At 60.3% G+C, this 20586-nt stretch carries 18 protein-coding genes; 12 read left to right on the forward strand and 6 right to left on the reverse strand.

Translation table 11 applies throughout. From position 1 onward, the window contains the following. Positions 1-212 precede the first annotated feature (212 nt). From HX817_RS21430 to HX817_RS21445, 4 genes are all read left to right on the forward strand, one after another. Entirely contained in the window at positions 213-872 is a 660-nt protein-coding gene (locus HX817_RS21430) for a DUF1120 domain-containing protein (protein WP_008438866.1), read from the forward strand. 120 nt (positions 873-992) lie between these two features. Beyond that, entirely contained in the window at positions 993-1709 is a 717-nt protein-coding gene (locus HX817_RS21435; protein WP_218173584.1) for a fimbria/pilus chaperone family protein, read from the forward strand. A gap of 7 nt (positions 1710-1716) precedes the next feature. Next, the gene (locus HX817_RS21440; RefSeq protein WP_256348808.1) at positions 1717-4221 is read left to right on the forward strand and encodes a fimbria/pilus outer membrane usher protein; all 2505 of its coding nucleotides are present in this window, start codon (positions 1717-1719) and stop codon (positions 4219-4221) included. Continuing rightward, positions 4187-4777, forward strand: coding sequence for a hypothetical protein (locus HX817_RS21445; RefSeq protein ID WP_177041117.1), 591 nt, complete (start codon positions 4187-4189; stop codon positions 4775-4777). The genes HX817_RS21440 and HX817_RS21445 overlap by 35 nt, the downstream gene beginning before the upstream one ends. A 4-nt stretch (positions 4778-4781) precedes the next feature. Here HX817_RS21445 and HX817_RS21450 read toward each other — a convergent pair whose 3' ends face one another. The 4 genes from HX817_RS21450 to HX817_RS21465 are packed head-to-tail and all read right to left on the reverse strand — an operon-like array spanning position 4782 to position 7629. Then, positions 4782-5519 (reverse strand): amino acid ABC transporter ATP-binding protein, encoded by a 738-nt coding sequence (locus HX817_RS21450; protein WP_003213999.1) that lies wholly within the window; start codon positions 5517-5519, stop codon positions 4782-4784. After that, positions 5506-6156 carry an amino acid ABC transporter permease gene (locus tag HX817_RS21455; RefSeq protein WP_003213996.1) on the reverse strand — a complete coding sequence of 217 codons (651 nt, stop codon included), beginning with the start codon at positions 6154-6156 and terminating at the stop codon, positions 5506-5508. The genes HX817_RS21450 and HX817_RS21455 overlap by 14 nt, the downstream gene beginning before the upstream one ends. Next, entirely contained in the window at positions 6153-6821 is a 669-nt protein-coding gene (locus tag HX817_RS21460; RefSeq protein WP_003213995.1) for an amino acid ABC transporter permease, read from the reverse strand. The genes HX817_RS21455 and HX817_RS21460 overlap by 4 nt, the downstream gene beginning before the upstream one ends. A gap of 22 nt (positions 6822-6843) precedes the next feature. Next, positions 6844-7629 carry a transporter substrate-binding domain-containing protein gene (locus HX817_RS21465; protein ID WP_003213993.1) on the reverse strand — a complete coding sequence of 262 codons (786 nt, stop codon included), beginning with the start codon at positions 7627-7629 and terminating at the stop codon, positions 6844-6846. Between the two features lie 255 nt (positions 7630-7884). Here HX817_RS21465 and HX817_RS21470 point away from each other — a divergent pair, with 255 nt between their 5' ends. The 6 genes from HX817_RS21470 to HX817_RS21495 all read left to right on the forward strand — a co-directional run bounded on the left by HX817_RS21470 (position 7885) and on the right by HX817_RS21495 (position 15192). Further along, complete coding sequence (locus HX817_RS21470; RefSeq protein WP_003213991.1) at positions 7885-8580, forward strand: FadR/GntR family transcriptional regulator; 696 nt, start codon at positions 7885-7887, stop codon at positions 8578-8580. Between the two features lie 121 nt (positions 8581-8701). Further along, positions 8702-9031, forward strand: coding sequence for a thioredoxin TrxA (gene trxA, locus HX817_RS21475; RefSeq protein ID WP_003213989.1), 330 nt, complete (start codon positions 8702-8704; stop codon positions 9029-9031). A 235-nt stretch (positions 9032-9266) separates the two neighbouring features. Then, positions 9267-10526 carry a transcription termination factor Rho gene (rho, locus tag HX817_RS21480; RefSeq protein WP_008438874.1) on the forward strand — a complete coding sequence of 420 codons (1260 nt, stop codon included), beginning with the start codon at positions 9267-9269 and terminating at the stop codon, positions 10524-10526. A 156-nt stretch (positions 10527-10682) separates the two neighbouring features. Next, positions 10683-12668 (forward strand): acyltransferase family protein, encoded by a 1986-nt coding sequence (locus tag HX817_RS21485; protein ID WP_177035325.1) that lies wholly within the window; start codon positions 10683-10685, stop codon positions 12666-12668. 89 nt (positions 12669-12757) lie between these two features. After that, a complete protein-coding gene (gene ubiD / locus HX817_RS21490) occupies positions 12758-14224 on the forward strand; it encodes a 4-hydroxy-3-polyprenylbenzoate decarboxylase (protein WP_008438879.1) in 1467 nt (488 codons plus the stop codon). Next, positions 14224-15192 carry a CDP-6-deoxy-delta-3,4-glucoseen reductase gene (locus HX817_RS21495; RefSeq protein WP_003213981.1) on the forward strand — a complete coding sequence of 323 codons (969 nt, stop codon included), beginning with the start codon at positions 14224-14226 and terminating at the stop codon, positions 15190-15192. The genes ubiD and HX817_RS21495 overlap by 1 nt, the downstream gene beginning before the upstream one ends. Before the next feature lie 151 nt (positions 15193-15343). On the opposite strand, the gene HX817_RS21500 is transcribed toward HX817_RS21495, so the two are convergent. Beyond that, complete coding sequence (locus tag HX817_RS21500; protein ID WP_177009072.1) at positions 15344-15820, reverse strand: sn-glycerol-3-phosphate transporter; 477 nt, start codon at positions 15818-15820, stop codon at positions 15344-15346. Between the two features lie 329 nt (positions 15821-16149). Between HX817_RS21500 and HX817_RS21505 the strand changes: the two genes are divergently transcribed. After that, positions 16150-18543, forward strand: a complete 2394-nt coding sequence (locus HX817_RS21505; protein WP_177041120.1) for a TonB-dependent siderophore receptor — start codon at positions 16150-16152, stop codon at positions 18541-18543. Between the two features lie 40 nt (positions 18544-18583). Next, the gene (locus HX817_RS21510; RefSeq protein ID WP_003213974.1) at positions 18584-19237 is read left to right on the forward strand and encodes a gamma-glutamylcyclotransferase; all 654 of its coding nucleotides are present in this window, start codon (positions 18584-18586) and stop codon (positions 19235-19237) included. On the opposite strand, the gene glpT is transcribed toward HX817_RS21510, so the two are convergent. After that, complete coding sequence (glpT, locus tag HX817_RS21515) at positions 19234-20571, reverse strand: glycerol-3-phosphate transporter (RefSeq protein ID WP_010167932.1); 1338 nt, start codon at positions 20569-20571, stop codon at positions 19234-19236. The genes HX817_RS21510 and glpT overlap by 4 nt on opposite strands. Positions 20572-20586 lie beyond the last annotated feature (15 nt).

Below are 20586 nucleotides of genomic sequence, written 5' to 3' on the forward strand. Positions count from 1 at the left end.
GATGATCTAAGGGGACATTGTTTTTTTACCGCTCTGACACTAGTTCAGGCGTCGTCTCATTCTTTCTTCGGGTGTTTACGAGAGAGACTGTCACTCGGCAATTAAGCCGTGGTGTTAACTATTTGTAGTTTGCCTATCAAGGTTGATAGCAGTTGGGCATGGAATAGCCCGGCGAACCACATGCACCTGAGAACTTCAGTGACAGGATGAACATGAACAGAACATTTGGTTTGGCAATAGTTGTCGTTGGCCTGGCGGTAAGCATGGGTACTCAAGCAAATACAAGTGGTGCCGGGAACCTGAGAGTCACCGGAACCATTAAACCAGCTGCATGCACGGTAAACCTCGGCGCCACAGGCGGCACCGTTGATTACGGTACGATCAATGCGTCGAGCATTCCGCTGACCTCTTTCTATCCTCTGCCGGAAAAGTCGCTGCCGTTAAACGTCAACTGTGGTGCGGCGGCTGCCCAGATGGCACTGTCCGTGACTGACTCACAAACAAACAGTGTCGTAAGGGGGATCCTGGGAACCGGCTTCACCGACAACCACAACTTTGGTCTTGGCGCGGTCGGAACCAGGAATACCGGTGGCTATTCGATCAGGCTCGCCACCTTGACCACTGTCGGCGCTACGCTGTACCCGCTTAGAAGGACAAGCTCCGGCGGTGCCTGGAGCACCAGTGACGGCAAGGTCGAAAAATCTCCTTACCAGCACTCCTGGAGCCGTAATAACAACACAACTCCAGCCGCGGTCTCTTCCGTTACCGGCACTCTCGTAGTCAAGGCTGTGATCAATCGCGGCGATGCACTGGATCTCAGCAGGGATATTCAATTGAATGGAGCTGCTACTTTGGTAGTAACTCGAATCTAACTCTATAAACATGGCCAGCATTTAGCAGGCGGTCGCGCGTGGCTTCGTGCTGGCTCTTTATATGCGTATAGGTATTTCGTGATTGTCAACGGTGCGTTATCTGGTTGCGGGTAGAGTTCGATGAGTCGTCTTTTAAATGCAGTTAATGCTCTGTTCTGGTGTGCGAATCTTTATTTTTTAGTTTCTGGCAGTGTAAGAGCGGATGGGATGGAGCCGGAAACATCCGTTGTTATTCTTTATGAAGAGAACGGTGAAGCGACGATCAACGTAAAAAATACGGACGCTGGCCCTGCTTTACTTCACACAGTCATTCAAAACGTCCCGGAAGATCCGGAGACACTCTTGATCGTTACGCCTCCTATCGCCCGTGTCGAACCGGGCGAAACACAACTTGTGCGGTTTATCAGTACCTTGAAGCAGCCGCTCAAGACTCAGCGATTGAAGCGCGTCACCTTTGAAGGCATTCCGCAGGCGCGCGCCGAAGGGCGCTCGACCATTGGAGTGACCATTCGACAGGACTTACCGCTGATCCTGCACCCCCAGGGCTTGCCGCGGCATCAGGAGCCATGGAAGTTGCTGAAGTGGAAGCTGCGGGGAAATCGGCTGACGGTTCATAACGACAGTGCCTACGTGGTCCGGATGGGGCTGGAGGTGCACCTGCTGCCGTCGAGGCACCCGGCGATATTGCCGCGCACCTATATCCTGCCTGGCGAAGTGTTATCAACCCGCATCGAAGAGGCGGTGGCCCAGGTCAGCGGTGTCGAGATTCAGCCGGCGACGGTCTACGGGTATTCGGCAACCGCCTACGAAGCCTCCGTTGTTGTCGAGGCGGGTTGAGCGGTCTATGAGAAATGCTACCCATGCAAACGATTGGAGCCTCTCTGTACGACCCATTCGAACCTCGGTTTCCCGGACTTGTATCGGCCTGGCAACGCTGTGGAGCCTTCCCGCCTACGCGCTGGAGCTCGGATCGGGTTTTGATCTGGCGGTCTTGTCGGCGAACGGGATCGACCCGAAGGTTGCCCATTATTTTCGCAGTGCTGCGCGATTCCGCGAGGGCGTGCACGTGGTGGGGCTGCAGGTCAACGGCACCTCATTGGGCCTGGTGGAGGCACGCTTCGATTACCAGGGGCAGTTGTGTTTTACCCCGGTCCTGCTGGACAAGGCCGGGTTGCGGTTGCCAGCCGCGATTATTCGGCCGGGCATCGCGCCCGACCAGGCGTGTCATGACTTTCTCGGTGCTTACCCCGCGACCATCGTCAAGTTGCGCCCCGGCAGCGATGAGGTATCGCTGGTGGTGCCTACTCAGTCAATGCGCGAGGCCGAATGGGATGTCGGCAGTTTCTCCCAGGGCGGCACGGCAGCCTTGTTCAATTACGATGTGCAGGGATTCGAAGAGCGCTTCAACAGCGGCTCTTCCCGCTCGGTTTCGGCCTACACCGAGGCGGGATTCAATATCGGCAACTGGATCGTCCGAAGCCGCCAATTCTTTGTCTCCGATAACGGCAAGCGCAGCAGCGAGCATGTGAATGCCTACGCCCAACGCGATTTCGCGCCCCTGAAGTCGACCTTCCAGGTCGGGCAGATTTCCAGCAACAACCCGGTGTTCGGTGGGTTACAGCTGTCGGGTTTCCAGCTCTCGCCGGATGGCCAATCGCGCAGTCCGGGTGGCAGCAGCGTGGTGGTCGAAGGTTTGGCCCAGAGCCCATCCCGGGTCGAGGTGCGCCAGGCCGGGGTGTTGATCCATACCACACTGGTACCGGAAGGCCCGTTCACGTTGACCGGATTACCCATACTCAATGGCACCAGCGATCTTGAGGTCAGTGTCATTGGCACTCGCGATGGCAGGCATGGGTTCACCGTCCCTGCCGCGTCCTTTGCGGGGGCGGTACCGATAGAGCCCGGTTATTACTTCTCCCTGGGCAAGGTGCGCGGGGCAAATCCGGGTGCCGGGGAGCCTCCGGTCGTGGCGATGGGCAGTGGGACCTGGGGATTGGGGCGCAACTCGTCACTGGGATTCGGCCTGTTGAGTACCGACGAATACCAGGCGGCGGGTGGCGTGTGGAGCAGTGTTTTTTTCCAGCACCTTTCGGTTGGCGTGCGCCAGAACCTGTCTCGCGATGGCCGGGACGAAGTTACCGGGGCTCGCAGCTCAGTCACCGTGGGAAGTCCGCTGTTCGCCGGCATTGAAATGACGTCGAGTGCCACTACCCAGACGCGGGATTATCGCGAAGTACTGGAAGTGGGGCAGTCGACGCGGCGTGACCAGCGGGATGCCCGCTTCAAGGACCAATACACGGTAGGTTTGAGTTGGGTCGACCCGTCCCTGGGAGGCTTTTCCGTCAGTTATTCCCGCAGCTCGCAATTTGATGATCGCTCCGCCGAACACGTATTCGCCTCATGGAACCAGCAGTTCAATGGCACCCAGGTGGCTTTGATTGCGGATTCCCGGGTGGGCGGCTCTCGACCGCGCAAGGTCAAGAACACCGTTCGAGACGAGCGCAGCGATGTGTCGGATAAGGGGCTTTCGCTTCGGTTGCAGGTCACCGTGCCGTTCGGTGGGGATCGCCGCGTCACCTCGTATGCCAGTCGGCGGGGCGACAGGTTCGATCTTGGGACCGCCTTCAGCGATCGGGTCAACGACTATGTGAACTATGAAGTGGGGGTTGCGCGTGAGCAGGCGAGCCGTACACAGGCTGTTCACGCCCGCGTGAATGCCATGCCGCGTTACACCCAGATAGGGTTGGGTGTGCGACATGATTCATTGAGCACCGGGTATACCGGCCAATTGCAGGGCGGCGTGGTGGTCCACGACAGAGGCATGACGTTCTCGCCCTATGCCGTCCAGGACACCTTTGGAATTGTCTCGGTGGGTAATGTCGGGGCAGCCAAGGTTTCGACGCCGCAGGGGCCGGTCTGGACTGACTACCGCGGGCAGGCGGTGATCGCCAGCCTGCCTGCCTACCGCAGCAGCAATGTCGAGGTGCAAACCCAATCCCTGCCCAAGCGCATCGATCTGAAAAACGGCACCAAGGTCCTTGCGGCCGGACGCGGTTCTTTCAACACGATCGATTTCGAAGTAGTGAAAGTGCGCCGTGTATTGCTTGAGGTCCGTGACGCGCAGGGCCAACCCTTGCCCCAGGGAGCCTCGGTTCTCGACAGCAACAATGCTTTCCTGACCAGCGTCGTGGGCGAGGGCATGGTCTTCCTTAACAGCCTGGATGAGTCGCGAGCGCTGAACATCTCCTTGCCAGATTCAAGCACCTGCTTGTTGCAACTGAACCTTGAGCCAGAATCCAATGACGACAAATTCTATGAAACAGGTTCGGCGGTCTGCCGTACCCTCTGAGCCGGTGGGGCCTTTTGACGGTGTACGCCTGCGTCATGGGCTTATCCTTTACCTGCTGCTGTTTGTCGTGGTGTTGGCCAATGAGGCGCGGGCAGATAACTGCCAGGTGTCCTTGAGCCAGCCCCGGGTTGATTACGGTCTGGTTCGCCAGGCCGAGCGGGGCCACCCACAGATCGCGCTGGGCAAGCGCACGCTTCGCCTGAGCATGGCCTGTGAGGTGCCGGTATCCATGGCGCTGCGCTTTACGGGCGTACCCGCAGGCCTGGAGGGCTTTCGGTTTGGGCGCCAGGGGCATTTCACCCTGAGCCTGCAGTCCGCTCAAGTCGATGGAAAATCCGTTGAGCTGGTAATGCCGCACCTGTCTGAAGAGCCGGCGACCGGACGATTGCTGCCGGGCCATAGGCTTGTTGCACACGTAGCGGGTATGCCGGTGCATGGGCGCCGCTTCACCGCCCTGGTCAACGTCGAGACCTTCCTGCCTGAGGCTTTGCTGGCCGTCAGGGATGAAACGACATTTGAGGGGCAGGGCGGTTTTGAGTGGGCGCCCGGGACTTGATGCCTCAGTCCGTGCGCTCCACCGAACCAATGAAGTTGGCCAGCTCGGCGGTCTGCGGATTGGCAAACAGGATTTTCGGGTCGCCCACTTCATGCACCTTGCCCTGGTGCATGAACACCAGCTTGTCACCCACTTCCCGGGCAAAACGCATCTCATGGGTGACCATGATCAGTGTCATGCCATCCTTGGCCAGTTGGCGCACTACGCTGAGCACTTCGTTGACCAGCTCCGGGTCCAGGGCCGAGGTGATTTCATCGCACAGCAGCACTTTGGGCGACATCGCCAGTGCCCGGGCGATTGCTACCCGCTGCTGCTGGCCGCCGGACAAACGATCGGGGAATGCGTCGAACTTCTCCCCCAGCCCAACGCGCTCGAGCATCTGTCGCGCCAATTGTGCGGCCTTGGCTTTCGGCACTTTCTGCACCACTTGCGGCGCAAGCATGACGTTTTCGCCCACCGTCAGGTGTGGGAACAGGTTGAACTGCTGGAACACCATGCCGACTTTCTGCCGCAGGGTGCGCAGGTCGGCGCGGGCGGCGTCGAGGTATTCGCCGTCGACCTCGATCACGCCGTCATTGATCGACTCCAGGCCATTGAGGGTGCGCAGCAGGGTGGATTTGCCCGAGCCGCTGCGACCGATGATCGCCACCACCTGGCCCTCTTCGACACTCAGGTCGATGCCCTTGAGTACGTGGTGATCGCCGTAATACTTATGCAGGGCGGAAATTCTAAGCAGAGGCATGCAGTCTCCTTTCCAGGTAGCGCGCACTGAGGGACAAGGGATAGCAGAGCAGGAAGTAACCCAGCGCCACCAGGCCATAGACCATGAAGGGTTCGAAGGTAGCGTTGGCGAGCATGCCGCCGGTCTTGGTCAGCTCGGTGAAGCCGATGATCGAGGTCACGGCGGTGCCCTTGACCACTTGCACCGAGAAACCCACGGTTGGCGCCACGGCAATGCGCAGGGCCTGGGGCAGGATCACATAGCGCAATTGCTCCAGCGGGTTCAGGGCCAGGCTCGCGGACGCCTCCCATTGGCCGTGGGCGATGGAGTCGACGCAGCCACGCCAGATTTCGGCCAGGTAGGCGCTGGTGAACAGGGTCAAGGCAATCGCCGCCGCCAGCCAGGGCGAAATGTCCACGCCGAGCAAGGCGATGCCGAAGAACACCAGGAACAGTTGCATCAACAGCGGCGTGCCCTGGAACAGTTCGATATAGGTGCGGGCGACATTGCGCGGGAACGCCTTGGTGCTGATGCGCATAGTCATCACCAGCAAACCGATCACGCCGCCGCCGATGAACGCTACCAGCGACAGCAGCAAGGTCCACTGCAAACCGGTGAGCAGGTTGCGCACGATGTCCCAGAACGAAAAATCACTCATCGGGCGTTCCTCATGACATAGCGCCGGCCGATCCAGTTCAGCAATTGGCGGATCATCAGCGCCATGCACAGGTAGACCAGGGTCGTCAGCGCATAGGTTTCAAAGGCGCGGAAGTTGCGCGACTGGATAAAATTGGCGGCAAAGCTCAGTTCCTCGGTGGCGATCTGCGAGCAGACCGCCGAGCCGAGCATCACGATGATGATCTGGCTGCTCAGGGCCGGCCAGACCTTGCCCAGCGCGGGCAGCAACACCACATGGCGGAACGCCTCGAAACGTGTCATCGCCAGCGCGGCCGCCGCTTCCAGTTGCCCGCGGGGGATCGCCTGGATCCCGGCGCGGATGATCTCGGTGGAGTACGCCCCCAGGTTGATCACCATCGCCAGCACCGCCGCCTGCCATTCGGTAATTTTCAGGCCGAGGGACGGCAGGCCGAAGAAGATGAAAAACAACTGCACCAGGAACGGCGTGTTGCGGATCAACTCGACGTACACGCCGAAGATCCAACTGAACGGCTGGATCTTCCACGCCCGCACCACGGCGCCGACGATTCCCAGCGCCACGCCCAGTACTGCACCGATGGCGGTCAGTTCAAGTGTGAACAGCGCGCCGCGCAGCAACAGATCGGTATTGGCCAGGACCGGCACAAAGTCGAATTGATAGGCCATAGGCTAACCCTCGTTACCGCGCTCAGAGATCAGCCGGCAGCGGCTCTTTGAGCCACTGCAATGCATTCTTTTCCAGGCTGCCGTCGGCCTTGGCCGCGACCAGGATCTGGTTCACCTTGTCCAGCAGCGCCGGCTCGTTCTTGTTCACGCCCACGTACACCGGCGAGTCCTTGAGCTTCACTTTCAGTGCCGGCACGCGCTTGGGGTTGCGTTCGCTGATGGCCACCATCACCACGTTGCCGCTGGCGATCAGGTCCACCTGGCCGGCGAGGTAGGCGGCGATGGTCGAGTTGTTGTCTTCAAAGCGCTTGATCGTCGCCTCTTTAGGCGCCACGGCGGTCAGCTCGATGTCTTCGATGGCGCCACGGGTCACGCTGATGGTTTTGCCCTTGAGGTCGTCAACGGTGCTGATCGGCGCATCGGGAGGGCCGAATACGGCGAGGTAGAAGGGCGCGTAGGCCTTGGAGAAGTCGATGACCTTCTCGCGCTCGGCGTTCTTGCCCAGGCTGGAAATCACCAGGTCGACCTTGCCGGTGGTGAGGAACGGGATGCGGTTGGTGCTGTTGACCGGGGTCAGTTCAAGCTTGACCTTGAGCTGGTCGGCCAAAAGCTTTGCGGTGTCGATGTCCAGGCCGCGGGGCTTCATGTCCGGGCCGACCGAGCCGAACGGCGGGAAATCCTGGGGCACGGCCACCTTGAGGGTGCCACGGGCGACGATATCGTCCAGACCGTTGGCCTGGGCGGGCGCCTGGCTCAGCATCAGGCTGGCAAACAGGGCAGTGAGCAGGGCGCTGCAACGCTTGGTCATGGCGACTCTCCGAAAAGGACGAAAGGATTTTCCGGTTTTTGCCAGTGCACAGCCCATGCCAGCACCGCCGTATTTCGCGCCAGAGCCGGTGGCTGTTGAGTCTTGGCGGTCTTACTGGTCTGAACAGTTACTGGGTTTTCTGCACCCTTTTCGAGCGCCGTCAAAACCGCGCGAGCCCCTTTGGGGCGTGGCTTGCCGGGCGCTGCGAATAGCTTTACAACTAGCCGCTCAGTTGACTGGAAACCTGAGTTTCTTATGAATTCCATCGCCCAAGCCGTACCGGAAGTGGCGCTACAGGCCATCCGCAAATTGATCGCTGACGAGGGCTTCGGGCCGGGTGATGCGTTGCCCTCCCAGCGCGACCTGGCGCTGCAATTGGGCGTGAGCCGGGCCTCTTTGCGTGAAGCCTTGTCGTCCCTCAGTGCCTTGGGCGTGGTAAGTGTGCAGCCGGGCAAAGGCGTGTTCGTGCAAGCGGCCGAAGAGCTGCCGGGGTTGGCCTGGCCGTTTACGGCACAGGCGACGCCGCTGGATATCTTTCAACTGCGCTACGCCCTGGAAGGTTTTGCGGCGGGGCTGGCGGCGGTGACGCTGACCACCGGGGAGTTGGACATCCTGGAAGATAACGTCGAGGCGATGCGCAAGGAGCTGAAGGCCGGTGATTTCGAGGCAGCCGCCCGGCTGGACTTCGAATTCCACCGGCGCATCCTGCTGGCCAGCGGCAATCAGGCGATGGTGAGCATCCTCAGCGCCAGTGCCGAGGTGTTCCTGGAGAGCCAGAAACTACCGTTCATCCGGCCGGAGCGGGCCATGGAGACCTGGCAGGAGCACCGCAAGGTCCTCCGTGCCCTGGCCCGACGCGCCAGCGGGGCGGCGCAGAAAAGCATGCAGGAACATGTGCGTAACGCGGCGTTGCGTACAGGGATTGCCTTCATCACTCCCGTAACCCCATGAGTTGGGCTATACCCAAACTCATGCGCCATCATAGGAAGAGTCAATCAGCTGCAGCTTCCTGAACGCGGGAAGGGCGGCTATGATGGGCAACGTTTTTTTTGCTTACAACCCGGAGACATCCATGAGCAACGATCTTATCAAGCACGTCACCGACGCGACCTTCGAGGCCGAAGTACTGAAGGCCCAGGGCCCGGTGCTGGTTGACTACTGGGCTGAGTGGTGCGGTCCTTGCAAAATGATCGCTCCGGTCCTGGACGACATTGCCACCACTTACGAAGGCAAGTTGACCATTGCCAAGCTGAACATCGATGACAACCAGGAAACTCCGGCCAAGCACGGCGTGCGTGGTATCCCGACCCTGATGCTGTTCAAGAACGGCAACGTCGAGGCCACCAAGGTCGGCGCGCTGTCGAAGTCCCAGCTGCAAGCTTTCCTCGACGCCAATATCTAAGCGTCCTCAAAAAGCCCCGCAATTTGCGGGGCTTTTTCGTGAAACAGGGCTAGACGCTCTGAAACTCAGGTGGTACATTCGGCCCCGCACTGGTTTCTCCACTGCCCCCTGCAAGCCGTCGCCGACGCTCTCCTTTTCGATTAGTACGCGATCCTGTCGCCTTCTCTGCGGCGCGGCCTCATTAAGCCAAAAGCTTAATTTCCCCCCCCTCCATAAATGATTACGTCATTCCTATATGAATCTGACTGAACTCAAGCAAAAGCCGATTACCGAACTGCTCGAATTGGCCGAACAGATGGGCATAGAAAATATGGCCCGTTCGCGCAAGCAGGACGTGATTTTCTCCCTGCTGAAAAAGCACGCGAAAAGCGGCGAGGAAATCTCCGGTGATGGCGTGCTGGAGATTCTCCAGGACGGCTTCGGCTTCCTCCGCTCTGCAGACGCTTCCTATCTCGCCGGCCCAGACGATATCTACGTCTCGCCGAGCCAGATCCGTCGCTTCAACTTGCGCACCGGTGACACCATCGTTGGCAAGATCCGCCCTCCAAAGGAAGGCGAGCGTTATTTCGCCCTGCTCAAGGTCGACACGATCAACTACGATCGTCCCGAGAACGCGAAAAACAAGATTCTCTTCGAGAACCTGACGCCGCTGTTCCCGACCGTGCGCATGAAGATGGAAGCCGGCAACGGTTCCACCGAAGACTTGACCGGTCGTGTCATCGACCTGTGTGCCCCGATCGGCAAAGGCCAGCGCGGCCTGATCGTGGCCCCGCCGAAAGCCGGCAAGACCATCATGCTGCAGAACATCGCAGCGAACATCGCCCGTAATAACCCTGAAGTTCACCTGATCGTGTTGCTGATCGATGAGCGTCCGGAAGAAGTAACCGAAATGCAGCGCACCGTGCGCGGCGAAGTGGTTGCCTCGACGTTCGATGAGCCGCCAACCCGCCACGTGCAGGTTGCCGAAATGGTGATCGAGAAGGCCAAGCGCCTGGTCGAACACAAGAAAGACGTGGTGATCCTGCTCGACTCCATCACCCGTCTGGCCCGTGCCTACAACACCGTGATCCCAAGCTCCGGCAAGGTGCTCACCGGTGGTGTCGATGCCCACGCCCTGGAGAAACCGAAACGTTTCTTCGGCGCTGCGCGGAACATCGAAGAAGGCGGCTCGCTGACCATCATCGCCACCGCACTGGTTGAAACCGGTTCGAAGATGGATGAAGTGATCTACGAAGAGTTCAAAGGTACCGGCAACATGGAACTGCCTTTGGACCGTCGTATCGCCGAGAAGCGGGTGTTCCCGGCCATCAACATCAACCGTTCCGGCACGCGCCGCGAAGAGTTGCTGACCGCCGATGACGAACTGCAGCGCATGTGGATCCTGCGCAAGCTGCTGCACCCGATGGACGAAGTTGCGGCCATCGAGTTCCTGATCGACAAGCTGAAAACCACCAAGACCAACGACGAGTTCTTCCTGTCGATGAAGCGTAAGTAACACGACGCTTCGGTCAAAAAGGATGGCGCCCCATGGGGCGCCATTTTTTTTGTTTCTGGAAAAGGAGTTTTGGCTTTAGTGTGTGTCTGTTTAGAAACAAATTCGCGTGTGTGACTACACTCGCTGTCCATCCGATCAGGCAAATTACAAGATTTTATGACCATTCTCGCTTATCGCAGGGACATTGACGGCCTGCGTGCCATAGCTGTGCTCGCTGTTGTGCTGTTTCATTTTGGTGTACCGGGCTTTACCGGCGGCTTTGTCGGCGTCGACGTGTTTTTCGTGATCTCCGGCTACTTGATCACCTCGATCATCTGGCGCGAGCGTGAGGCCGGCCGTTTCAGTTTTGTCAGCTTCTGGGCCAGGCGAGCGCGGCGTATCCTGCCGGCACTGTTCGTGATGATGCTCGGCGCGCTGGTGGTGGGCTGGTTCCTGCTGGCGCCCAAGGATTACAGCGAGTTGGGGCGCTCGATACATAACCAGGTGGTGTTTATCTCCAACCTGTTTTTCATGCGTCAGGACGGTTACTTTGATGTGGCCTCCGATATCAAACCGTTGCTGCATACCTGGTCATTGTCGGTTGAAGAACAGTTCTACATCCTCTTCCCACTCCTGCTGACACTGCTGTCGAGCCGGCTCAAATATTGGCGCACGGCGCTGTTCGTGTTGTTGCTGGTGTCATTCGGCATGAGTACATGGGCGGTGGCCCACGCTCCGGAAAGAGCCTTTTTCCTGCTGCAGATGCGTGCCTGGGAGCTGTTGGCGGGCGCAATGCTGGCGGTAATGCCGGTACGCGAGTACCGCGCCAGCCCGGCGTTGGCGCAGGCCGTCAGCCTTGCCGGCCTCGGCCTGATCCTGCTGGCGGTCTTCGCGTATGACCCGAGCACGCCGTTTCCCGGCGCCGCAGCGCTGTTGCCGGTGGTGGGCGTGGTCTGCCTGATTTGGGCCAACGGCCAGCAAACTACCCTGACCAGCAAGCTGCTGGGTAGCCGCTTGCTGGTGGGGATTGGCCTGATCTCCTACTCCTGGTACCTGTGGCACTGGCCGGTGTACGTGTTTGGCAAGTACGCCAGTGTCGACGGGCTGGGCCCGTGGGAGCTTGGTGCACTGTTTGTGTTGAGCCTGGTGCTGGGTTATGCGTCCTGGCGGTTTGTCGAGGCGCCGTTCCGTGAACGTCGGCTGTTGGCAGGGCGCAAGCAAATCCTGGTGGCGGCGGGTATCGCGCTGCTTGGGGTGGGACTGCTCGGCAAAGGCCTGGTCATGACGAAGGGCTTGCCTTGGCGCCTGTCGCCCGAGGCGCTGCAATTTGCCCAGGCGCGCGAGTGGAGCCCGGACCTTATGGCCTGCCTGGTGGATGGTGGGAAAAATCGCCACCATGGATTTTGTCATTTCGGGCCTCAGTCCGCGCCGACGCGCGCGCTGGTCTGGGGCGATAGCCATGCCACGGCGCTGGTTCCGGCGTTGCGAGACGGCGCCAGCAAGTACGGTGTCAGCGTCACGCAGGCAGGTTATGCCGGTTGCCTGCCGTTTAATCGCAAGGAAAGCGTTCCGGGCTGCTTGACCTTTAACCAGCAGGTCACGCAACTGCTCGGCAAGGAAACCTTTAGCGACGTGGTGCTGGTGGCGCGCTGGAGCCTGTATGTCTATGGGCAGCGCGATGGTGATACCGAGGCTTCGTTGCTGGACCCGGCGACCGGAACCTATGACCGCGCCTTCGCCGAGCGGCGCTTCGCTGAAAGTCTCGGCGCCCTTGTGCAGCAATTGCGCGCCAGCGGCCATCGGGTGTGGCTGGTCAAGGAAGTCCCCCTGCAGGAATTCAGTCCGCCTTACCGCCTGAGTCGCCTGGCGATGCTCGGCCGGCCCACCGACAAAGAAGGCATGCCCCTGGATGAGCACCTCCAGCGCCAGGCCTATATCAGCAGCGTATTCGAGCGCATGGCGGCGGCTGATCCCGGGGTAAAGGTAATGGATCCGGCGCCCAAGTTATGCAGTGCGAATGACTGGTGCCGGGTGGAACTGGACGGTCAGTCGCTGTACACCGACGACAATCACCTCTCGGCGGTTGGTTCGCGGTATGTCGAGGCGTTTCTTGAACCCTTGTTCAAAGCCTTGCGCGATGAAACCCAGGCATCGGCTCTTTGAGTCTGTGTCGTCGGCAATGCTGCTCAATAAGCTGCCAGCGACCGTAAGAGCAGGTAGGATGTACGCCTATTTTACGGGTGGCATGGTTAATGAAATTCAAGGATCTTCGGGATTTCGTGCAGCAACTTGAGCAGCGCGGAGAGTTGAAACGTATCCAGGTGCCGATTTCCCCGGTCCTGGAGATGACTGAGATTTGCGACCGCACCTTGCGCAACAAGGGCCCGGCGCTGCTGTTCGAAAACCCGGTGGGCTTTGATATCCCGGTGCTCGGCAACCTGTTCGGCACCCCCGACCGCGTGGCGTTTGGCATGGGCGCCGAGTCGGTCAGCGAACTGCGCGAGATCGGCAAGCTGCTGGCCTTCCTCAAGGAGCCCGAGCCACCCAAGGGGCTCAAGGACGCCTGGTCGAAGCTGCCCATCTTCCGCAAGATCATCGCCATGGCCCCCAAGGTCGTGAAAGACGCGGTTTGCCAGGAAGTGGTGATCGAAGGCGAGGATGTCGACCTCGGCATGCTCCCCGTGCAGACCTGCTGGCCTGGCGATGTCGGCCCGCTGATCACCTGGGGCCTGACCGTCACCAAGGGCCCGAACAAGGACCGCCAGAACCTCGGCATCTACCGTCAGCAAGTGATCGGCCGCAACAAGGTCATCATGCGCTGGCTGAGCCACCGTGGCGGCGCCCTGGATTTCCGTGAGTGGTGCGAAAAGCACCCCGGCCAGCCATTCCCTGTTTCCGTGGCCCTGGGCGCCGACCCGGCGACCATCCTCGGCGCCGTCACGCCGGTGCCCGACAGCCTGTCCGAGTACGCTTTCGCGGGCCTGTTGCGCGGCAATCGCACTGAGCTGGTGAAATGCCGCGGTAACGACCTGCAAGTGCCGGCCACCGCCGAAATCATCCTCGAAGGCGTGATTCACCCGGGCGAGATGGCCGATGAAGGCCCCTACGGCGACCACACCGGCTACTACAACGAAGTCGACAGCTTCCCGGTGTTCACCGTCGAGCGCATCACCCACCGGATCAAGCCGATCTACCACAGCACCTACACCGGCCGCCCGCCGGATGAGCCGGCGATCCTCGGCGTGGCGTTGAACGAAGTGTTTGTGCCGATCCTGCAAAAGCAGTTTCCGGAAATCACTGACTTCTACCTGCCGCCCGAAGGCTGCTCGTATCGCATGGCCATCGTGACGATGAAGAAGTCGTACCCCGGCCACGCCAAGCGGGTAATGCTGGGTGTGTGGTCGTTTTTGCGACAGTTCATGTACACCAAGTTCGTTATTGTCACCGACGACGACATCAACGCCCGGGACTGGAACGACGTGATCTGGGCCATCACCACGCGTATGGACCCCAAGCGCGACACGGTGATGATCGACAACACGCCGATCGACTACCTCGACTTTGCTTCCCCGGTATCGGGCCTCGGCTCGAAAATGGGCCTGGACGCCACCCATAAATGGCCGGGTGAAACCACCCGCGAATGGGGCCGCGTGATCGTCAAGGACGAAGCGGTCACTGCCCGTGTCGATGCGCTCTGGAAAGAATTAGGAATAGATTGATGCGTGTAACCCTGCAGCCTTCCGGTGCGGTACTTGAACTGACGCCCGGCGAGCGGATCCTCGAGGGTGCGCGCCGCCTGGGCTACGATTGCCCCCAGGCCTGCCGCAATGGCGTGTGCCACGTGTGCGCGGCGCTGCTGGTGGAAGGCCGGGTGCAGCAAGCCGGTGAGGTGCGTGACCATGGCGAGTTCTATACCTGCATCGCCGAACCGCTGGAAGATTGCATTGTGTTGTGGGATGGCGTGCTGGCGCCGGGAGAATTGCCGGTGCGCAAACTGTCTTGCCAACTGAGTGAATGCGTTGAAGTGGGCGGTGACGTCTGGCGCGTACGCCTGCGGGCACCAGCCGGCAAGGCGGTGCGCTACCACGCCGGGCAGTACCTGATGATCGAGCGGGAAAACGGCGAGAAGTCGGCGTTCTCCCTGGCCTCGGCGCCCCACGCCGGGCGCGAGCTGGAATTGCACGTGCTGGCTCGGGAAGACAGCGCCCGCAGCCTACTGGAGCAGTTGCAGCGCAACCAGATGGCCCGCATCGAAATGCCGTTTGGCGACACCCACCTGGCGGAACTGCCCGACGGGCCGCTGGTGCTGATCGCCGCCGGCACCGGCATGGCCCAGATGCATAGCCTGATCGAACACTGTCGCGCCAGTGGCTTCAAGCACCCGGTGCATCTGTATTGGGGTGTACGTCGACCGGAAGACTTCTACGACATCGAGCACTGGGACCAGTGGCTGCAACTGCCCAACCTGTTCCTGCACAAAGTGGTCAGCGACCTGTGTGGCTGGGAAGGGCGCTGCGGGCTGTTACATGAAGCGGTGTGCGAAGACATCAGCGACCTCAAGGCCGTGCATGTCTACGCCAGCGGTTCACCGGCGATGATCTACGGCACCCTGGATGCGCTGGTCGAGGCCGGCATGGATGCGCACCAGATGCGTGCTGACGTATTTGCCTACGCACCCCGCCCGTAACGTGTGGCGAGGGAGCTTGCTCCCGCTGGGCTGCGCAGCAGCCCCGAAACAGTCGCTGTGTTCTACCTGAAAGACCGCATGAACTTCAGGGGCCGCTTCGCGACCCAGCGGGAGCAAGCTCCCTCGCCACAGAAGCCTTTCAGCGGCTTGATCAGAAACGAACGCCCGTGGTCACCATCGCCGCATTGAACCCGAGCAACACCAGCTCGGCGGCGACCGGCCCGTAGTGGGTGCCCACCGAGGGGATGATCACCGGCGCTACCCCCAGTCCATTCAGCGGAATCTTGTCGCGGTACTTGCCGCGATAGCCCTGGATCAAACCCCCTGTCAGCTTCAAGTACACCGGGTAATCGGGCATGTCGTAGCGTTTGCCGGCATAGGCGTAGTACGAACGCTGGCTGAACGAGTTGCGAAACGTCGCCCCGCCATACACCAGGCCTGACGCTTCATTGCGCTCCAGGCCGATCAGGTCCTGGTTGTTGTTGTGGTCCTTGTCCGGCGCAAAATGCCGGGTGTAGACGCTCGTCTGGGCATACCAGAAGCCTTTTTCGTCCTGGGTCGGCACTTCCGCCGCCAGGGCGGTGGTGGCCTGTGCCAGGAACAACAGGCTGGGCAGTCGGTATTTCATGGAGTGACCTCGGTAGTCGATTCGGTTGGCGGCCAGGTGGGTCGTGACAGGCGCCTATTTTGAAGGCTCAGCGTGCCCCCAGGCTGAACCTGCGCTGAAACTACAGGGATTGAGGCAGCCAATCCTGATGAGCGGAGCGGCCTGGGCTTATGCATTCGCTTATTCTTTAAAGGTATTTAATTTGTTACATAAATATCATTAAGCTATATGCCAACGGACTACCGACTTTCTGCCAATAACCAATAAATGACCGCCACCGTCCGCCACACGGATCGATCGTACGAGCTCAGAGCATTGACGTTCTGGCTTTTGATTCCAAGGGGAGCGGTATGGGGAGCAACAAGCAGCACCTGCTGTACACGGCGATTTTGTCGGCTAATTTGCTGACCGCTGTGGGATTCAGTCCAGTGGCATCCGCCGAAACGGCCACTGCCGATGTACCCAAACTCGATACAGTCATTGTCACCGGCACCCGCGCCCAAGAGCGCACCGCCAGTGCCTCGTTGTCACCTATCGATGTGATTTCCGGCGACACCTTGCGCAGCACCGGCTCTGATGAGTTGGGCGCGGTGTTGGCCCGATTGATTCCTTCCATCAACTTTCCACGCCCGAGCCTGGTAGACGGTGCCGAACTGGTGCGCCCGGCGCAGCTGCGTGGCCTGTCACCGGACCAGGTGTTGGTGCTGGTCAACGGCAAGCGCCGCCACACCAGTGCCTTCGTCAATCTCGGCGGTGCGGTTGGGCGTGGCTCGGCGCCGGCGGATTTGAATGCGATCCCGTTGTCGGCGGTCGACCATATCGAGGTGCTGCGTGACGGCGCATCGGCCCGCTACGGCTCCGATGCGATTGCCGGGGTGATCAACGTGATCCTCAAGCATGACGACCACGGCGGCTCGATCATCAGCAAGTTTGGTGAGTACAAGAAGGGCGACGGTATCCAGCGCAACCTCAGCGGCAACACCGGTGTGGCACTGGGCGATAACGGGTTTATCAACATCTCTGCCGAAGGCGCCGACAACGATTACACCAACCGCGCCGGCAAGGACCTGCGTCCGGGCAGCGTTGGTTCGACGACCTACGGCCAGCGGGTGTTCCGCCAGGGCGAGCCGGCCACCGACCAGGGCAAGCTGTTTCTCAACTCGGAATATTCCTTCAGCGATGCGGCCGAGTTCTATGCGTTTGGCGGCTACAGCAAGACCCGCGGCGAGACGGCGGCGTTCTACCGGGCCAGTAACGCGAGCAACAACATTCCTGCGCTCAACCCCAATGGTTACCTGCCGTTGATTCGCGGTGACGTGGAAGACACGTCCCTGGCGGTCGGCCTGCGCGGCTTGTTGGCCTATGACTGGCACTACGATGTGTCGGTCAACTACGGCAAGAACCAGTACCAGATCGGTACCGAAACCATCAACACCTCGCTGGGCCTGGCCACGCCGCGCAAGTTCGACAACGGCACGTTGGTCAATGACCAGAAGCAACTCAGCCTGGACCTGTCGCGGGAATTCAGCCTGGGCTGGTTGCCGTATCCAGTGTCGGTGGCGTTTGGCGGCGAATACCTGGACCAGGGTTACCAGATCAAGGCGGGCGACCCGGCGTCCTACTACCAGACCGGCAGCTCGGGCCTGGGCGGCTTCCGTGATTCCGACGCCGGCACCAGCACGCGCCACAACTGGGCGCAGTACCTGGACCTGGAAACCAACTTCACCGAAAAACTCAGTGCCTCCGCCGCCGTGCGCCACGAGGACTACAGTGATTTTGGCTCCAACGTCAGCGGCTCGCTCTCCGCCCGTTACGACTTCACCCCGCAAGTGGCCTTGCGCGGCAGTGTTTCCAACGGTTTCCGTGCGCCGTCCCTGGCCCAGCAAAACTTCGCCTACACCTCGTCGCAACTGATCGGCAACACCATCCAGGAAGCCGGCACCTTCCCGGCCAACAGCCAGGTGGCGCGCCTGCTCGGCGCTGAAGACCTGAAAGCCGAGAAGTCCCGCAACTACAGTCTCGGCCTGGTGCTGGAGCCGACCGACAACCTGACCGTGACCGCCGATGTCTACCGTATCGACATCAGCGACCGCATCAGCCTGTCCTCCAACCTGGACCTGAGCAAGAACCCGGCTGCGCTCGCGTATCTGCAGGCCAATGGCGTCGGCAACATCAACTACACCACGGTGCGCTACTTCACCAACGCCACCGACACCACCACCAATGGCGTCGACCTGGTGGCCAACTATCGCTACCAACTGGACAACGGTGTGCGCTGGAACAGCACCGTGGGCTACAACTACAACCACACCAAGGTCACCGACGTAAAAGCCAACCCGTCCGTACTGGATAGCCTGGGCGCGAGCCTGGTTCGGGTGGACCGTCGCGAGCGCATCGGCCTGCTGGGCGATACCACGCCACAGCACAAGCTGAGCCTGGGCAACGACCTGAGTTTCGGCAACTGGGCGCTGCACAGTAATTTGGTGCGCTATGGTTCATTCACCAGCTACCAGGCCGACCCGACCAACGACCAGAGCTTCAAGGCCGCCTGGCTGTTGGACCTGTCAGCCGACTACAAGCTGAAAAACTGGACCTTCACCGTTGGCGGCGACAACGTCACCGACAAATACCCGGAAAAACTCAATGCCTACGCCAGCAGTGGTGGCAATTTGGCCTATAGCACTTTTTCGCCGTACGGTTACAGCGGCGCGTTCTATTACGGTAAAGTTGCTTACAACTGGTAACAGCTTCTCGTAACAACAAAGGAGACCTAAGCGATCTGCCATGACCGCCATTGAATCTGATCTTTTGCAATTGGCTTACCCTCCGCGGCTCGATCTGGGGCCGCAACTCACTCACGAACAGTTGATGAGCTCGATGCAAGCCACCATGGCGCTGCACAAGGGTGGGCCGGTCTGGCTATTCGCTTACGGTTCGCTGATCTGGCGGCCTGAATGTTCGTCGACACAGCGGATGCGGGCGCGGGTCCACGGTTATCACCGGGGCTTGTACCTGTGGTCTCATGAGCACCGGGGCACGCCGGAAATACCGGGGTTGGTGTTTGGCCTGGATCGCGGCGGCTCGTGCAGCGGGTTTGCCTACCGCTTGCCGGAAGATCAACTGGAGGCCTCGCTGTATGCCCTGTGGCAGCGCGAGATGCCGTATCCCTCGTACCGGCCGCACTGGCTCAGCTGTCGTCTGGAAGATGGCAGCCAGGTGCAGGCATTGGGATTTGTCCTGGAGCGGCACCTGCCCAGTTATGCCGGCAATTTGCCCGACATCGTCCTGAATCACGTGTTGCAAAGCGCTTGCGGGCGTTACGGCACTACGCGCGATTATGTCGAGCAGACCGTCAACGCCCTGCGTAGCCACGCCATGCCAGACAAGAATCTGGAGGCGCGGCTCAAGCGGTGTTCCAAAGGCTGTTCCGACGATTAACGTGCGGTACTGACGCTATTGGTGTGCCACAAGGTGGGGATCAGGAACGCGATGGCCAGCAGGCACGCGCCGATCAGCAATACGAAACCACCGTCCCAGCCGAAATGGTCAACGGTGTAGCCCATGGCCGCACTCGCTGCCACTGAACCACCCAGGTAACCGAACAAGCCCGTAAAGCCCGCTGCGGTACCGGCGGCTTTTTTCGGTGCCAGTTCCAGCGCCTGCAGGCCGATCAGCATCACCGGACCGTAGATCAGGAAGCCGATGGAGAACAGCGCGATCATGTCGATCATCGGGTTGCCCGGCGGGTTGAGCCAGTAAACCAGGGTCGCCACGGTGACCAGGCCCATGAACACAATGCCGGTCAGGCCACGGTTGCCACGGAAGATCTTGTCCGACATCCAGCCGCACAGCAGCGTGCCCGGAATGCCCGCCCACTCGTAGAAGAAGTACGCCCACGAGGTTTTATCCACGTCGAAGTGCTTGGCTTCCTTGAGGTACGTCGGTGCCCAGTCCAGCACGCCGTAGCGCAGCAGGTAGACGAAGACGTTGGCGAAGGCGATGTACCAGAGCATTTTGTTGCGCAGCACGTACTTGACGAAGATTTCCTTGGCGCTGAATTCGTCCTCGTGGCTGGCGTCGTAGCCTTCCGGGTAATCGTTCTTGTATTGCTCGATGGGCGGCAGGCCCACCGATTGCGGGGTGTCGCGCATGGTGATGAAGGCAAACGCCGCCACCAGCAGGGCCACGGTAGCCGGGACGTAGAACGCCGCGTGCCAGTCGTTGAACCAGGCCATGCCCAGCAGGAACAGCGGGCCGATCAAGCCGCCGCCGACGTTATGCGCCACGTTCCATACGGAAACCACACCGCCGCGCTCCTTCTGCGACCACCAGTGCACCATGGTCCGCCCACTTGGCGGCCAGCCCATGCCCTGGGCCCAACCGTTGATGAACAGCAGAATGAACATCATGGTCACGCTGGACGTAGCCCAAGGTGCGAAACCGAAAATGAACATCACCCCGGCGGACACCAACAGGCCGAAGGGCAGGAAGTAGCGCGGGTTGGAGCGGTCGGACACCAGGCCCATGAGGAACTTGGACAGGCCGTAGGCAATTGCGATCGCCGACATTGCCAGGCCCAGCTGGCCACGGGTGTAACCCTCGTCGATCAGGTACGGCATGGCCAGGGAGAAGTTCTTGCGCAGCAGGTAGTACCCGGCGTAACCGAAGAAAATACCGGCGAAGATCTGCCAGCGCAGGCGTCGGTACGTGCTGTCTATTTTTTCTTCAGGCAGGGGCGCCTGATGTGCGGCAGGACGGAAGAAAGCAAACATTCAAGAGCTCCAGAT

It is taken from the genome of Pseudomonas sp. C6002 (assembly GCF_013385805.1).
Classification (GTDB): domain Bacteria; phylum Pseudomonadota; class Gammaproteobacteria; order Pseudomonadales; family Pseudomonadaceae; genus Aquipseudomonas.

Excerpts from the sequence above, each read along its gene's own strand:
- HX817_RS21430 (WP_008438866.1), top strand. The coding sequence starts at position 213 with ATGAACAGAACATTTGGTTTGGCAATAGTTGTCGTTGGCCTGGCGGTA.
- HX817_RS21435 (WP_218173584.1), top strand. The coding sequence starts at position 993 with ATGAGTCGTCTTTTAAATGCAGTTAATGCTCTGTTCTGGTGTGCGAAT.
- HX817_RS21440 (WP_256348808.1), top strand. The coding sequence starts at position 1,717 with ATGAGAAATGCTACCCATGCAAACGATTGGAGCCTCTCTGTACGACCC.
- HX817_RS21445 (WP_177041117.1), top strand. The coding sequence starts at position 4,187 with ATGAAACAGGTTCGGCGGTCTGCCGTACCCTCTGAGCCGGTGGGGCCT.
- HX817_RS21450 (WP_003213999.1), bottom strand. The coding sequence starts at position 5,519 with ATGCCTCTGCTTAGAATTTCCGCCCTGCATAAGTATTACGGCGATCAC.
- HX817_RS21455 (WP_003213996.1), bottom strand. The coding sequence starts at position 6,156 with ATGAGTGATTTTTCGTTCTGGGACATCGTGCGCAACCTGCTCACCGGT.
- HX817_RS21460 (WP_003213995.1), bottom strand. The coding sequence starts at position 6,821 with ATGGCCTATCAATTCGACTTTGTGCCGGTCCTGGCCAATACCGATCTG.
- HX817_RS21465 (WP_003213993.1), bottom strand. The coding sequence starts at position 7,629 with ATGACCAAGCGTTGCAGCGCCCTGCTCACTGCCCTGTTTGCCAGCCTG.
- HX817_RS21470 (WP_003213991.1), top strand. The coding sequence starts at position 7,885 with ATGAATTCCATCGCCCAAGCCGTACCGGAAGTGGCGCTACAGGCCATC.
- trxA (WP_003213989.1), top strand. The coding sequence starts at position 8,702 with ATGAGCAACGATCTTATCAAGCACGTCACCGACGCGACCTTCGAGGCC.
- rho (WP_008438874.1), top strand. The coding sequence starts at position 9,267 with ATGAATCTGACTGAACTCAAGCAAAAGCCGATTACCGAACTGCTCGAA.
- HX817_RS21485 (WP_177035325.1), top strand. The coding sequence starts at position 10,683 with ATGACCATTCTCGCTTATCGCAGGGACATTGACGGCCTGCGTGCCATA.
- ubiD (WP_008438879.1), top strand. The coding sequence starts at position 12,758 with ATGAAATTCAAGGATCTTCGGGATTTCGTGCAGCAACTTGAGCAGCGC.
- HX817_RS21495 (WP_003213981.1), top strand. The coding sequence starts at position 14,224 with ATGCGTGTAACCCTGCAGCCTTCCGGTGCGGTACTTGAACTGACGCCC.
- HX817_RS21500 (WP_177009072.1), bottom strand. The coding sequence starts at position 15,820 with ATGAAATACCGACTGCCCAGCCTGTTGTTCCTGGCACAGGCCACCACC.
- HX817_RS21505 (WP_177041120.1), top strand. The coding sequence starts at position 16,150 with ATGGGGAGCAACAAGCAGCACCTGCTGTACACGGCGATTTTGTCGGCT.
- HX817_RS21510 (WP_003213974.1), top strand. The coding sequence starts at position 18,584 with ATGACCGCCATTGAATCTGATCTTTTGCAATTGGCTTACCCTCCGCGG.
- glpT (WP_010167932.1), bottom strand. The coding sequence starts at position 20,571 with ATGTTTGCTTTCTTCCGTCCTGCCGCACATCAGGCGCCCCTGCCTGAA.